Source organism: Bradyrhizobium sp. STM 3562 (assembly GCF_045571435.1).
In the GTDB taxonomy this organism is placed as follows: domain Bacteria; phylum Pseudomonadota; class Alphaproteobacteria; order Rhizobiales; family Xanthobacteraceae; genus Bradyrhizobium.
Map to the genome: position 1 here is coordinate 7,287,436 of NZ_CP120694.1, position 13,403 is coordinate 7,300,838.

General features: G+C 62.5%; 13 protein-coding genes and 1 pseudogene. 7 read left to right on the forward strand and 7 right to left on the reverse strand.

Going from position 1 to position 13,403, the window contains the following annotated elements:
- Nucleotides 1–114: 114 nt before the first annotated feature.
- Nucleotides 115–1,335, reverse strand: a complete 1,221-nt coding sequence (locus tag P6U23_RS33610; RefSeq protein WP_407176621.1) for a lactonase family protein — start codon at nt 1,333–1,335, stop codon at nt 115–117.
- An 845-nt stretch (nt 1,336–2,180) separates the two neighbouring features.
- On the opposite strand from P6U23_RS33610, the pseudogene P6U23_RS33615 reads away from it, so the two are divergent.
- A pseudogene (locus P6U23_RS33615) lies at nt 2,181–2,324 on the forward strand (formylglycine-generating enzyme family protein); the annotation flags it as partial.
- A 312-nt stretch (nt 2,325–2,636) separates the two neighbouring features.
- On the opposite strand, the gene P6U23_RS33620 reads toward P6U23_RS33615, so the two are convergent.
- Complete coding sequence (locus tag P6U23_RS33620) at nt 2,637–2,885, reverse strand: hypothetical protein (protein WP_407176622.1); 249 nt, start codon at nt 2,883–2,885, stop codon at nt 2,637–2,639.
- Nucleotides 2,886–2,990: 105 nt separating this feature from the next.
- Between P6U23_RS33620 and P6U23_RS33625 the strand changes: the two genes are divergently transcribed.
- From P6U23_RS33625 to P6U23_RS33645, 5 genes are all read left to right on the forward strand, one after another.
- The gene (locus P6U23_RS33625; protein ID WP_407176623.1) at nt 2,991–4,421 is read left to right on the forward strand and encodes a DUF5939 domain-containing protein; all 1,431 of its coding nucleotides are present in this window, start codon (nt 2,991–2,993) and stop codon (nt 4,419–4,421) included.
- Between the two features lie 211 nt (nt 4,422–4,632).
- Nucleotides 4,633–5,862, forward strand: coding sequence for a TAXI family TRAP transporter solute-binding subunit (locus tag P6U23_RS33630; protein ID WP_407176624.1), 1,230 nt, complete (start codon nt 4,633–4,635; stop codon nt 5,860–5,862).
- Nucleotides 5,863–5,894: 32 nt separating this feature from the next.
- A complete protein-coding gene (locus P6U23_RS33635; protein ID WP_407176625.1) occupies nt 5,895–6,554 on the forward strand; it encodes a hypothetical protein in 660 nt (219 codons plus the stop codon).
- A gap of 67 nt (nt 6,555–6,621) precedes the next feature.
- Nucleotides 6,622–7,176, forward strand: a complete 555-nt coding sequence (locus tag P6U23_RS33640) for a thioredoxin family protein (RefSeq protein ID WP_407176626.1) — start codon at nt 6,622–6,624, stop codon at nt 7,174–7,176.
- A 197-nt stretch (nt 7,177–7,373) separates the two neighbouring features.
- Complete coding sequence (locus P6U23_RS33645) at nt 7,374–7,736, forward strand: GlcG/HbpS family heme-binding protein (protein ID WP_407176627.1); 363 nt, start codon at nt 7,374–7,376, stop codon at nt 7,734–7,736.
- Between the two features lie 146 nt (nt 7,737–7,882).
- Here the strand turns inward: P6U23_RS33645 and P6U23_RS33650 are convergent, their stop codons facing one another.
- The 5 genes from P6U23_RS33650 to P6U23_RS33670 all read right to left on the reverse strand — a co-directional run bounded on the left by P6U23_RS33650 (nt 7,883) and on the right by P6U23_RS33670 (nt 12,857).
- Nucleotides 7,883–9,529: a GMC family oxidoreductase gene (locus P6U23_RS33650; RefSeq protein WP_407176628.1), complete on the reverse strand. Its 1,647-nt coding sequence runs from the start codon at nt 9,527–9,529 to the stop codon at nt 7,883–7,885.
- An 18-nt stretch (nt 9,530–9,547) separates the two neighbouring features.
- Entirely contained in the window at nt 9,548–10,141 is a 594-nt protein-coding gene (locus tag P6U23_RS33655) for a GNAT family N-acetyltransferase (RefSeq protein WP_407176629.1), read from the reverse strand.
- Nucleotides 10,142–10,310: 169 nt separating this feature from the next.
- The gene (locus P6U23_RS33660) at nt 10,311–11,237 is read right to left on the reverse strand and encodes an SMP-30/gluconolactonase/LRE family protein (RefSeq protein ID WP_407176630.1); all 927 of its coding nucleotides are present in this window, start codon (nt 11,235–11,237) and stop codon (nt 10,311–10,313) included.
- 235 nt (nt 11,238–11,472) lie between these two features.
- The gene (locus P6U23_RS33665; RefSeq protein ID WP_407176631.1) at nt 11,473–12,306 is read right to left on the reverse strand and encodes a GyrI-like domain-containing protein; all 834 of its coding nucleotides are present in this window, start codon (nt 12,304–12,306) and stop codon (nt 11,473–11,475) included.
- A gap of 203 nt (nt 12,307–12,509) precedes the next feature.
- A complete protein-coding gene (locus tag P6U23_RS33670) occupies nt 12,510–12,857 on the reverse strand; it encodes a hypothetical protein (RefSeq protein WP_407181674.1) in 348 nt (115 codons plus the stop codon).
- A gap of 192 nt (nt 12,858–13,049) precedes the next feature.
- Between P6U23_RS33670 and P6U23_RS33675 the strand changes: the two genes are divergently transcribed.
- Complete coding sequence (locus tag P6U23_RS33675) at nt 13,050–13,280, forward strand: hypothetical protein (RefSeq protein WP_024512572.1); 231 nt, start codon at nt 13,050–13,052, stop codon at nt 13,278–13,280.
- Nucleotides 13,281–13,403: the final 123 nt, after the last annotated feature.

A 13,403-nucleotide genomic window follows, 5' to 3' on the forward strand; every position in this document is an offset into this window, starting at 1 on the left:
CCCATTGGCTCGCAGTGACTGCGGAGCCCGCGCGCCCTCCGATTCGCTCAGCTCGGCGACTGCTCTAAGCCGCGCTTTTGGCCCAAAAGCGGACTTGGGGCGGCACGCTCGGGGCTACGCGACGGCGAAGACGATCGTGCACGGGCTGCTGGTCTTGATGACCTGGCCGGTTGGCGTCAGCGTCCCGTCCGCCTGGTTGATCCTGAACGCCACGATGGTGTCGGTGTTCTGCTCAACGCTGAAGCCCTCGTCGGCGTTGGCTGCATAGAGGATTTCGCCTGCCGGATCGAGGCAAAAAAAGCGGGGGGATTTCGCGTGGGTCGGCGCCCAGCCCACCGGTGTCAGGGTCCCCTCGCGCCGATCGACCGCAAAAATCGCGATGCTGTCGTATCCGCGGTTCGAAGCGTACACGATGCGGCCGGAGGGCGCGACGACGATCTCGGCGCCGGTGTTGTTGCCGGTGTAGCTCGCCGGCAGCGACGGCAGGATCTGGATCGGCTGCAAGGCACCCCGCTGCGGATCGAAGCGGTAGGTGACGACGCTCGAACTGAGTTCGTTGATGACATATGCAAATGGCATCTGCGGATGAAACGCGATGTGCCTGGGGCCCGCGCCAGCGCGCGTGGCGACGAAGGGTGGGTCGGCCGTTACGAGTTTTCCACTCGTCGCGTCGAGGCGAAAGACAAAGATCCGGTCAAGCCCCTTGTCGGGCACGGCGATGAACCGGCCGCTCGGATCAAAAACAACATCGTGGGGATGCGAGCTGGCCTGCTGTTTGCGATCCGGACCTGGTTCGCCGAGCAGGTTCACCAGATCGCTGCGCGGCCCCAAACTTCCGTCCTTCTCGATCGGCACCACGCCGACGGACCCGGCGCCGTAATTGGCGGTGACGATCCAGCGGCCCGTTGGATCGATCGACAGGTGCACCGGGTTCTTTCCACCGCAGGACTGCCGGTTCAGCGCCGTTATGCGCCCGCTTTGCTTGTCGATCGCGTACGCGCTGACCTCGTCGAGGTCGGCATGCACCGCATAAAGAAAACGCTGCGCCCGATCGAGCGTCAGGAACGAGGGATTGACGGTCTCAAGGAGCTGTTCGTGGGTCCAGACGCCCGAGGTCGGGTCCACCCGATAGACGTTGATGCCGCCACCATGCCCCTTGCGTTCCGCCGTGGTGAAGGCGCCGACATAGGCGAACAGCGCCGTTTTACGGTCGGCTCGCGGCTGCGCTTCGGCATGTCCCCTGCGCAAAAGTGCCGGACCTGCCGCGGCAAGCGCCGTCCCGGCCTTCAAGATGATACGCCTGTTGATGCGCTTGTCTGGTGATGCTTTGGCCATTTCCCACCCCACCTCGCTTTGAGATCGCGCTTGTCGTTTTGGGGCCCAATGTCGCGTTTCGTACGCCTACTCGCAGTCGCACCGAAGCATCGAAAAGGGCCTATGTCGGGCGATCCACCAAATATGCCAGCAAAATGGTGTGCCCGGAAGGCGTGTCACAAGCCGACGTTTGCTTTCGGCGATAGCGGAAGCAGCCGGACGATCTTTCGAACGGCGGGTTTGACCCGTTGCAGATATCGGCTGGCCTTCCGGAGCGACGTCGGTCGATGCGTAGCAAGTTCGAGGCCGCGTGCATTTGAGCTTATTTTTCTGGGTGTCGGCGACGCCTTGCCGCAACCGCACCGGGTCTCGCGATACTTGCCAATTCTCAATTTTCTACCTAACGTAATCGCCCTGTCAGACGGATCAAACGTCGAGTGGAACGTTTCCTTCAAAGCGATCGAGTGATCGCGGAAAGTGAAGGTGATCATGCGACAAGCCGGAATATCGGCTGAGTTGATCCGCCGCGCGTAAGCGCCGATCGCAAGAACGGATCCGACGGACCGAACTCCAGAGACTGTAGAAAGGCCCAAACTATTGCCTGCCTGATTTCTCGGGCCGGCTTGAGCGCCTTGAGGGCACGCGTTTTTCGTGGGCCGGACGAGCGCGGCTATTCAAAACAACACTTGCTAAGAACCGGAGCAACCGAAATGCCTGATTTCGTCCCCCCAAAGCGTCCTGCCGCGATAGCCATTAATTACTCCCCGCAATAGCGACGCAACGCGCGGGGGCCAAATCACGATGTCGCAGCGGGAGACCGAGCGGGTCGAACAGGACAGTGAGGCCGACACCTCCGAAATGGCTTGGGCGGCACGTTCCGCATCGGCTCCGACCATCATTATCCCGAGGAAGCCCCTTGCCATCGCGTTTCGGTCGACGGTTTCTGGATCGACCGGACGCCCGTGACAAACCGACAGTTTAAGGCCTTCGTCAAGGCGACGGGCTATGTCATGAAGGAGCGGAAGGAATTGGCTGGAAGCATCGACGTCGAACGCATCCGCGGGAAGTTGAATGAGATGATCCAGCAGCAGATTGAGCAGAGAGCCAGGTAGGATGCCCCGCGCCGGCCGGTCGCGACTGCCGCTTGCGCGGGGGTGTTGGGCGAGCTTCATCCATGTCCGTCTCCGAACGTCTTCAGGGGGCGGCCAGGATGACAACCATCGCGGGCGATCAAGACCGGAAGCGCGGGTAGCGGCCGGAAGTCGGGCGCCAGCGCTTCTCCGCCTTTGGTGCAACCCATCCGGCCGCGAGGCACGAGGTCGTTACCGGAAGAGCGGAGGATCTTGAAATTTATAGTAGCGCAGCCGGGCCAGGCTCGCTCGGGCCATGTCGGCCTTGATATGATTTTTGAGGGTGTCGAGCCGGATGCCCCCACCTTCCAAAGATCTAGTCAACTGTTCCGGCGCAACGTGCATTCGAGAGCACATCTCTGCGAAGGCGTTGTCGACCTTAGCGTTTGTCAGATCAACACCGGATTTCTCAGCCTCCTTGATCCTGTCCTTGTCGTCCACGAGCTCCTTTATCACGTCCTGCCGCGCGGACTGCTTGTGAGTGCGAGCTCATGAATTGTGTATTTGGGTTTGACGGAGCGCGGAGTAATGCGATGATGTAAGGCGATGATCGACGAAAAAAAGCTCGAAGAGCGCTTGGTCGCGCTCGAAGCCGCCAGATCCTGGAGTCCGCGCGTCGTCTCGCGGCTGGAGATGCTGCTGCGCTCGGGCACGGACGAGGCACTTTACCGCATCAATCCGATCCAGTTCGCCACGGAGAAATCGATTGCCGAAGCTGAAGCGATCGATCTTTTCCTCCACGCCTGTGTGGTGGGCCTATTCGACATGGACTGGCTGCTCGTTTGTCCGATGTGCTCCGACGTTGTCGAGAGCTTCCGATCCTTACGCAAACTGCACACGCATTTCCACTGCCACCTCTGTCAAAGCGACTACGACGCCGCGCTCGACGATTACATCACGGTGACGTTTACGGTTTCGCCCGCCGTGCGCAGCATCCGCTTCCATAAGCCGGAGGCGCTTTCGGCCTGGGATTACGTCTTCAATTATAAAATGACGCCGGGCGGCGTCATGCCCGACGGCGTGCCATGGAGCGAGGCTGCCAAAGGGCTGGTGAAGGCACTCACCCGCATCGAGCCAGGTTCTGCGGCCAATCTCGAGGTTGATGCCGCCGAAGGCGCGCTCCTGGGCCAGGATTTCGACAGCGACGCCCAATTTCTTTTCCCCGTCGCAAGGGGGGCGGCTGTGCCACCACACGAGCCGGTCATACTCGACTGCGGCAAGTGCGTGGCCGCCACGGCAGATATCGCACCCGGCAAGGTCGTGTTCGAAGTTCGCAACGCCGGCGAGCTGCCGGCGGTATTCGGAATCCTGCAGCTTCCGACCGCGACGTTTCAGCGCCCGAAGCTTCACTTCGCGCCATCCTTATCCGGCAAGCGACTGCTGATGACGCAGACCTTTCGCGACTTCTTCCGCTCAGAGGTGATCAGCGCGACGGAGGGCATTGCGGTTCTAGACGTCACTCTCGTATTCACCGATCTCAAGGGCTCGACAGCGCTCTACGAGCGGATCGGCGACCTTAACGCCTACATTCAGGTGCAGCGGCACTTCCAGCATCTTCTCGATGCCACTGTTCGGCACAATGGCGCCGTCACCAAGACGATTGGTGACGCCGTGATGGCGGCGTTTTCGACTTCGGCCGATGCGGTGCAGGCGGCGCTTGATATGCGCGAGGCCGTGGATCAGCTCAATCGGGACCGCCCGCAGCGGGATTTCATTCTAAAAATCGGCGTGCATCGGGGAGCCTCGATCGCGGTCACGCTCAACGAGCGGCTCGATTATTTTGGCCAGACGGTGAATATCGCGGCGCGGGTGCAAAGCCTTGCCGATGGCGATGAGATTTGTATCACCGAAGAGGTTCACGGCGCGCCGGCTGTGGCGGAAATCATTGCGCCATACCCGGTGGCAAAGAGCGAGGCGCAACTCAAGGGCGTCAGCAAGGCCATGCCGATCTATCATCTGGCCCGAATGGCATTCTAGCCGGCGCAACTGGCTGCACGATCAAGCCCGCTTCGAGAGCCCATTCCTGCCGCGACCGGTCTTCCCGAATGGGGTCAAGTTCGCCACCCATATGGAACATCCTCCCTCCGGGTACGTTGGAGGGGGCGCGACGATTTCATTCCGCCCGGTCGTGCCTCGGCTACGGCGGATCACGACCAGTCGGCTCAAGCATTCCCCTGACGGTGAGAGCATGTCACGCCAGGAAAGGGCCGGTTGCCGGCGCAGCTTTGAAACGGGAAGATGCGGACCGGCTCGGGTCGGCTTCTTCGCTGTGGTCGTTGCCGCGGTCTTGTTCGGCGCAGAAATCGGGGCGCCCGCGCAATCGGGGCCATCCTACTCGGTGGGCGGACGGGCGAATGTGCGCGCGCCTTTGCACGACCTGGGCGTTCCAAGTAAGCAGACGTCCGAGAATCGGTATGCGGCCGGTTTCGTCACCGGACCGCCCTACAGCACCGAATTCACTATGGTGCAAGACATCGCAACCGTGCTGGCCAGTGGGCAGGAGACCGGTCCTCACGGCGAGATGGCGTTGCGGGTGCTGCCCATGGTGGGGACCGGCGGGACCCGCAACATAACGGACGTACTCTCCCTGGCGGGTGCGGACATGGCAATCGCGCCGGTGGTTCTGGCTGAACGGCTCCGCGACGCAAAGACCTTTGGGGACATCCGCCGCAGACTTGTCTACATCGCCCTCCTTCACACCGAGGAGTTCCACCTTCTCGTTCGGCCGGAGATCGGAAGCCCCGCGGATCTCGCAGGCAAGACGGTCAGTCTGGGCGAGGACGGCAGCGCCGCAGACACGCTGGGGCGCGAGGTGCTCGACGCCCTGGGCGCGAAGATCAACGCCGTGAATCTGGGCCTCAACGCTGCACTGGACGGCATGAAGCGCGGGCAGATATCGGCCGCGCTGCTATTGTCGGGGAAACCGCTCAAGCCCCTGCTGGACCTCAACGCGCGGCTCGAGGGCATCCGTTTCCTGTCGATCCCCTATTCGCAGGCGCTCCAGCGCGATTACCTGCCGTCGACGCTGCGTTACGCAGACTATCCCAACATCATCGCGGACGGCGAAAGCGTCGACACGGTCGCGATCCAATCCGCTCTTTTCGCCTACAACTGGCCGGCGCGAAGCGAGCGGTTCGAACTGCTGGAGTCCTTCACCCAGAGCTTGTTTTCGCGCTTCTCCGAATTTCTTGGAGACGCCCATCATCCGAAATGGCACGAGGTGAACCTGGCGGCTAAACTGCCGGGCTGGCAGCGATTCCGGCCCGCGGAGCGCTGGCTCGACCGCCGACCGGCCGGAGAGGCCACCGCCGACAGCGGCACCGGCAACCAGCGGAATCCCACCCGCGTTTCGCCCGGCCAGGAAGAGAGGCTCTTCAAGGAGTTCCTCAGATGGCGAGAACGGCAGCAGGGCAAGTGAGCGCAAACGGACGCATCTTCGCGCGCGCCCGGATGCTGGGCGCGGCGTTGATCGTCGCGCTGGCGCCGGTCGCCGACGTGCTTCCGGCTGCTGCGCAATCCGCTCCTGCGGGGGGCGCGCAGCAGGCGCCGTTCTCCCCTTTCGCGCCGTTTCCATCCCCCACGCCGTCTCCGGCTCCGGCCGCGAGGCCCGCGACCCGCCCGGTGGAGCGCGCCCATGTGAAACCTCACGTTGCTCGGCCGCATCCGAGTCGGCGAAAGGTCGTCGAGAAAAAGAAGGTGGTCGAGAAAAAGAAGCTTGCCGAGAGAAAGGAGAGCCGGAAGAAGCTCGCCGAGAGCAAGGAAAACCAGCGGGAGATCGCCGAGAGCAAGGGGTACAAGCGGGTCAGCGACCTCGTGAACTTTCCCAAGTTCTTTCCTGGACTGGGTATCATTTTCGTCAGGCCGGACACCTTGCCCACGGGGCCGTTCCTGTGTTTCGACCGGAAGGACCACCTGGTCGCGACGGTGTACATGATCCCGACGAAGGACATCGACGACCACAAGACGCTTGAAGCCGCGGGGTCTAGCGGCGGACCGGTCGATCACGTCAGCTTCTACTTCAACCCGGGCCATCCCGGAGTGGACGTGCCGCACTACCATTTCGTGATCTGGCACGTGCCCAAGAAGGAGGAGGCGCGCGTCGCCCAGTGACGCGCCAGGATGCCGTCGTGCGCCGGCAGGCGGTCTCGGCATATGTTTGGGCCCAAGGAGGTGCGATATGGCCGCAATAGCTACACAAGTCGTTCTCGATACGCAGGCGCCGGAATTTCGGCTTCCGGCCACCGACGGCAGGACTTACGCACTGGGCGACGTTGCGGGCGAAAAAGGCACGGTCGTCGTCTTCATCTGCAACCATTGCCCCTATGTCAAAGCGGTGATCGACCGCATGGTTGCGGACGCCCGTGTGCTGATGTCGGAGGGCGTAGGCTTTGCGGCGATTTGCTCGAACGATGCGGCGAGCTATCCCGAAGACTCGTTTGAGAACATGAAGCGTTTCGCGAAGGCTCACGATTTCCCGTTTCCCTATCTTCACGATGAGTCGCAGACAGTCGCACGGGCGTATGGGGCGGTCTGTACGCCTGATTTCTTCGGTTACAATGCCGACCGCAAGCTCAAATATCGCGGCCGGCTCGACGAAGGCCGCACAAGCCCGCCTCGCGCGGGGGCGCCCCGCGAGCTTGTCGAGGCGATGCGTGCGATTGCGAGCACCGGTGTGGCGCCGGCTGACCAAAAGGCGTCTATCGGCTGCTCGATCAAATGGAAAGACGCATAAGACCAAGCCGTTGTGCAATTCGTTCAGCGGCGAGGTTCAAGGAGGACAACAACATGAGGACGCAGGGCAAGACGCTAGCCACCTCCATCTTGGTAGCAGTGATGCTCACGGCAACAGCCAGCGCGCAACAAGCGCCGTCCCCACCTCCGATAACACCTTATGGAGCACCACTAAGCCTCGAGGCATCCAAGAAAATCATGGCTGCCGCCGAAGCGGAGGCCGTAAAGAACAACTGGGCGATGGCCATCGTCATCCTCGACAGCACGGGCCACATGGTGATGCTGCACAAGCTCGACAACACCCAATACGGCTCTCTCATGGCTGCCGAGGACAAGGCACTCAGCGCGATCAACTACAGGCGTCCTACCAAGGTGTTCGAGGATCTGGTGGCGCAGGGCGGCATCGGTTTGCGTTCATTGGCGCTCCGTGGGGCATCACCGCTGGAAGGCGGCATTCCCATCAATGTGGATGGTAAGATTGTCGGGGCGATCGGCGTCTCTGGCGGGACGTCAGTTCAGGATGGCCAAGTCGCGAAGGCAGGTGCCGACGCAGCGAAGTGAGGTGCTCGCGCAAGCGAGCCTCGAAGGGCGACGGCCCCGCTGCAGTTCCCGGGCCATTCATCCTTCGAGGCCGCCGCTTCGCGTCGGCGCCTTAGGATGACGGAGCGACATGGGAGCTCGCGTCAGCCCAAACCAAACCACCGGACTTAGCCAGCCGCGCTGCTCATCATTGGAGCCCCTGCCGCGCTCCTGCCGCGGATCAGGTCGCTCGCCTTGTCGGCGATCATCATCGTTGAGGCGTTGAGGTTGGCCGAGATCATGCGCGGCATGACCGAGGCATCGATCACGCGCAGGCCTTGCAGGCCGTGAACGCGAAGCTGGTCGTCGACCACCGCCCAGGTGCTGTCGGCCGGTCCCATGCGGCAGGTGCAGCCGGGATGAAAGGTCGTGGTGCCGCGCGCGATGGCGGCCGCCAGGAACTCGTCGTCGCTCTGCACTTGCGGTCCCGGGTAATCCTCGTAAGCGTAATAGGGCGCGAGCGGCTCGGATTTGAGCAGACGCCGCGCGAGCTTCATGCCGGCGACGATGACGCGACGATCGAGCTCGGCTGCGAGATAGTTGGTCTGGATGATCGGCGGATCGAAGGGATCGGCCGAACGCACACGGACATAGCCGCGGCTCTCCGGGCGCTGCTGCCAGGAGGCGACCGTCATGCCGGGCTCATCCTCGAGCTGGCCCTGCACGCCCTCCTTGTAACTCGCCGGCGTGAAGGTGAGCTGCAGGTCCGAGCTCTCGGTGGTCTCGCCGGAGTGCCAGAAGCAATAGACCATGGTGGGCGACAGGGAGAGCAGGCCCTTCCTTGTGGTGACCCATTTCAATGCTTCGGCCCAGAGATGCCAGCCGCGGCGCAGTTCATTGATGGTCCTGATGTTCTTCACCCGCGCGACCGAGCGCGGCGCGTAGTGGTCCTGCAGCCCCTCCCCGACGCCCGGCAGCGCGTGGCGCACCGGAATGCCGAGCGACTGCAGGAGTTCGGGCGCGCCGACGCCGGACAATTGCAGAAGCTGCGGCGAGTTGTAGGCGCCGCCCGCAAGGATCACTTCCTTGTTCGCGCGCACCTCGCAAGCCGCCCCGCCCCGGCCGCCCTTCACATAGCGAACGCCGACCGCGCGCTTGCCCTCGAAGATGATCTCCGTCGCATGCGCATGGGTGCGCACATGAACGTTCGGCCGCTTGCGTGCGGGATGCAGAAACGCCGTCGCCGCGCTGACGCGGCGGCCTTTGAAAATCGTGCGTTGGGCGTAGGAGACGCCTTCCTGGATCGCGCCGTTGTAATCCGCGTTGCGCGGGATGCCGAGACTGATCGCGCCCGCCATGAACGCCTCGCACAGCGTGTCCTTCCAGTCCATGGTGGTGACGGTGAGATTGCCCTCGCGTCCGCGATATTCGTCCTCGCCCTCGCCGACCCGTTTCTCGAGCCGCTTGAAATAAGGCAGGACGTCCGAATAGCTCCAGCCGCGGTTGCCCATCTGCGCCCAGGTGTCGAAGTCCTGGCGCTGGCCGCGGTTGTAGATATGGCCGTTGATGGAGGACGAGCCGCCCAGCGTCTTGCCGCGCGGCGCGTAGATGCTACGGCCGCCGGTATAGGGCCCGGGCTCCTGCTGATAGGCCCAATTGACGCTTCGCATGTGAAACGTCTTGATGAAGCCGGCCGGCAGATGGATGTAGGGATGCCAGTCCCGCGGACCTGCCTCCAGCACGCAGACGGATGTGTTTGGATCTTCGCTGAGCCGGTAAGCGAGCACGCAGCCGGCGGAGCCCGCGCCCACGATCACATAATCGAACGTTTCCATCGCCTTGCTTTCACCGCGTTAACGCGGCTTGTCATTGAGTTGATACGTCAAATGAGCCTTCACCGTCGGCCATTCGGACGCGATGATGCTGAAGACCACAGTGTCGCGCAGCGTGCCGTTCGGCGCAACCTGGTGGCTGCGCAAAATACCGTCCTGCTTGGCGCCCAATCGTTCGATCGCGCGGCGGCTCTGATGATTGAAGAAGTGCGTCCGGAACTCTACCGCAATGCAATCAAGGCTCTCAAAGGCATGCGTCAACAGCAGCAATTTGCAGTTGGTATTGAGAGGTGTGCGCTGCACGCGCTTGGCGTACCAGGTGGAACCGATCTCGACCCGGCGGTTGGCGGCATCGACGTTCATGTAGGTGCTCATGCCGGCGATGCGGCCATCCGCGTCGAAGACCGTGAACGGGAGCATCGAGCCGGCAGCCTGCAGGCCGAGACGGCGATCGATCTCCTTCGCCATGTCCTCGGGCTTCGGCACCGAGGTGTACCAGAGCTTCCAGAGTTCGCCATCTCGCACGGCCTCGACAAGTCCCTCGCGGTGCGCCGGTGACAACGGCTCAAGGCGCGCATGCTCGCCACGTAAGGTGACCGGTTCAAGCCAGGGCATTCGTCGTTCCTTTCACTCTGCTTGGCAGCGAGGCAATTGCGTAGTCGGGACCCCGTCATTCCGGGGCGCGCTAACACGCGAACCCGGAATCTCGAGATTCTCAGATGTGCAATTGCACATCAGAGTTCGATGCTTGGCATCGCCCCGGAATGACGGCGGCAAGCAACTTTCACTTATTCAAAAAATTCAGCGGCAGGCCGGGACGCGGCCAGTCCATCGCGATCAGCTCGCCCTTGCCTGAGAGCGTGATGTAGGCGGTCTTCAGCTCCGGCCCGCCGAAGCAGATATTCGTCGTCACGCGATCACCGGTCGGCACCTGCTCAACCAGCGACCCGTCGGGCGCGATCACCGAAATGCAGCCCGAGACCAGGGTGGCGACGCAGACATTGCCGTTCGCCTCCACCGCGAGCGAGTCGAACATCTGATAGCCGCCGAGCCCCGCGATCGGTTTGCCCCGCTCACCACGATAGATCACATCGCGCGGGCGAACCGTGCCCGGCTCCGACAGATCATAGGCCCACAGCCGCGCCGTCGGCGTCTCCGCGATGTAAGCGGTGTTCTCGTCCGGCGACAGGCCGATGCCATTGGCCGGCAGCATGCCGAACACGCCTTCGACGATCTCTTTCATGCCGGGCTTGATGTAATAGAAGGCTCCGACATCCATCTCGCGCGCGCGTCGCTTGCCGAGATCCGAGAACCACAGGCCGCCATGCCTGTCGAACACCAGGTCGTTCGGCCCCCGCAGCGGATGCTCGCCGCATCTGTCGACGACCGTCTCGACCGTGCCGCTCTGCAGGTCCACACGCTGGATCGAACCGCCGATGTAGTCGTCCGGCTGCGGCCCCGGCATGATGGTGTTGCGGGTGGGAATCCAGGAGAAGCCGCCATTGTTGCAGATGTAGCACTTGCCGTCGGGCCCGATCGCCGCGCCATTGGGGCCGCCGGGAATCTTCGCAACGATCTCCTTGCGCCCGTCCGGCCAAACCCTGGTCAACCTCTGGCCGCGGATTTCAACGAGCAGCACGCTGCCGTCCGGCATCGCCACCGGCCCTTCCGGAAATTCGAGATCGGTGGCCAGTACACGGATATTCGACATCGGAAAACCTCCCGCTTGATATTTGAGCTGCAGGCGGATTCCAAAGCTTGATCCCGCACGCGCAACATTCGTTGCGCAACGTTATGGCAAAGTCATCAGCGCTTGCCAAGCAAGCGCGGCCCACGGCCGGCGCACGGCAGCGCTGCAGCGCGGCTTGAGGTCCGGGCCGTTTTCTTGACGCGAACCGCTGCTCGCCCGGATCAAGTCCGCGTCAGAGTTCACGCAAGGCGCCTGGTCAGGCCTCGATCGGCAGCCAGATCTCGAAGCCGCCATTTCCGGTCGACGGATCGAATTTCTCGTCATAGCGCTCGAAGACGGGCGCATCGGCAATCCTGAAGCCCGATTGTGGCAGCCATTGATTCCAGATGGTGTTGAACGTACGGCGGACCGAGGCGACGTGGTCGCGGTGGGTGAACACGGCATATTTATGCTCGGGGATCCGTACACGGCTGAACGCGCGCGGCAGGTCGGAAAAGTCGGCCACTTCGGCGCCGGCGATGTAATCGAAATTTCCGGCATCGTCGCCATTGCAGCAGACGCCGTAAGCGACCTGCCCCACCCGGTTGGGGATGTCCTCGACCTCGCGGTGATAGCGTTGCCAGAGCAGCGGAATGCCGGCACCATTTTCGTGGGTGAAGCGGTCGCCGACGCCGGCGACGAGAAAGGCCCTGGCTGTTTCAAAGCGCGGCGGGGCGAGCGTGTCGAGCGCGGTGGAATCCATGAGGATCGGCTCCTGAAGCTTGAGATGGTCGAGGCACGTCGCCGCTCTGACCGCTTCCGGCGTCACACCGAAATGGTCGCGGAACGCGCGGGTGAACGCTTCGTGAGAGCCGTAGTCCGCGTCCAGCGCGAGGGTGAGAATGTCAGGCGCGCCGCGGGCGAGCGCACGCGCCGCCTCGCTGAGGCGCCTGGCACGCACATAGCGCATCACCGAAAAGCCGGTTGCGGCGGCAAACGCCCGCACCATGTGGAAGCGCGAGACCCCCGCCACGGAAGCAATCTCCTCCAGCGTCAGCGGCGCTGAAAGGTGGCTCTCGATGTACCAGAGCGCCTTTTGCGCGGGATTCATGGATTAACGACCCTCATCCGAAGCACGCCCATGATGTGCCGTTTGCGCGCGGTGCGTTTGATCGTGGTTGCGCTTCGCAAGGGCGAGACCGTCATTTCGGGGCGATGCGAAGCATCGAACTCTGATATCCAATTGCACATCTGAGAATCTCGAGATTCCGGGTTCGCCTCCTTCGAGCCGCCCCGGAATGACGGCGGGTTTGCTCACTTCCCGCCCCCCTTCGGCGCAGATGCGCCTTCCTTGGCCGCCGGTGCATCAACCTTCTTCTTCAGATCTTCGGCCATCTGCTTTTGCGCAGTCTGCAGGTCAGCCACGACCTTCTCGAGGCCCGCAACCGTTGCCTTCAGGCTTTCAATCTGACGATTAGCCGCATCCAGCTTCAGTTGGTGATCGGCGGAAAGCTTTGTGATCGTCTTCTGCAGGAAATCGACATTGCTCTGCAGGCAGCTCGTTCGCCGCTCCATGGTCTTTTCGACCGTGCAGATTTCGATGCCTGGAATGTCTTGGGCGCGAAGTTCCACCGAAATCGGCAGCAACATGGCACCCGCCATGCATGTGGCAATGGCAATCTTTACCTTCATCGAACCCTCACCTCGCATCACGTCAAATTGCTTTGAGAGCTCGGCGACGCATACCACACTGATACCTCATTCCGGCGCTCTTGATTTGCGGAGGCTGGGTGCATCAAGCGGGCGGGGATCCACGAACGGCGCGTCCGCGCCGCTGAAAGCGGGGAAGATGACATGGCAACACGCGAGCGACGACTGGCTGAATTCGATGGCGCGGGCGAACCGCCACCGGGGTTGCCGGTCCAGGTGCTGTGCGAAGACCAAAGCGGGACCTACCAGCTACCGTTTCCCTGTTATTATCTCGACGGCCAATGGCGTAACCACGAATCCGGCGGTGCACTCGAAGCAACCGTAATCGGCTGGCGCCTGCCGAAATTCGCCAATGGCCACAAGTCGTTTCGTTAAGCGTCCTCCTGCCGCGAATGCGGCTGGGATGGAAGATTGAGCATCGTGATAGGGCCAGCAAGAACCTACGGATGCCGATCGCAGGAATCGCCACAGGCCAACTCCACCGCGCCGTCTCGGACG

Coding starts and splice junctions, on each gene's coding strand:
- P6U23_RS33675 (WP_024512572.1), top strand. CDS start 13,050: ATGGCAACACGCGAGCGACGACTGGCTGAATTCGATGGCGCGGGCGAA.
- P6U23_RS33630 (WP_407176624.1), top strand. CDS start 4,633: ATGTCACGCCAGGAAAGGGCCGGTTGCCGGCGCAGCTTTGAAACGGGA.
- P6U23_RS33665 (WP_407176631.1), bottom strand. CDS start 12,306: ATGAATCCCGCGCAAAAGGCGCTCTGGTACATCGAGAGCCACCTTTCA.
- P6U23_RS33645 (WP_407176627.1), top strand. CDS start 7,374: ATGGCTGCCGCCGAAGCGGAGGCCGTAAAGAACAACTGGGCGATGGCC.
- P6U23_RS33640 (WP_407176626.1), top strand. CDS start 6,622: ATGGCCGCAATAGCTACACAAGTCGTTCTCGATACGCAGGCGCCGGAA.
- P6U23_RS33655 (WP_407176629.1), bottom strand. CDS start 10,141: ATGCCCTGGCTTGAACCGGTCACCTTACGTGGCGAGCATGCGCGCCTT.
- P6U23_RS33625 (WP_407176623.1), top strand. CDS start 2,991: ATGATCGACGAAAAAAAGCTCGAAGAGCGCTTGGTCGCGCTCGAAGCC.
- P6U23_RS33610 (WP_407176621.1), bottom strand. CDS start 1,335: ATGGCCAAAGCATCACCAGACAAGCGCATCAACAGGCGTATCATCTTG.
- P6U23_RS33660 (WP_407176630.1), bottom strand. CDS start 11,237: ATGTCGAATATCCGTGTACTGGCCACCGATCTCGAATTTCCGGAAGGG.
- P6U23_RS33670 (WP_407181674.1), bottom strand. CDS start 12,857: ATGGCGGGTGCCATGTTGCTGCCGATTTCGGTGGAACTTCGCGCCCAA.
- P6U23_RS33635 (WP_407176625.1), top strand. CDS start 5,895: ATGCTGGGCGCGGCGTTGATCGTCGCGCTGGCGCCGGTCGCCGACGTG.
- P6U23_RS33650 (WP_407176628.1), bottom strand. CDS start 9,529: ATGGAAACGTTCGATTATGTGATCGTGGGCGCGGGCTCCGCCGGCTGC.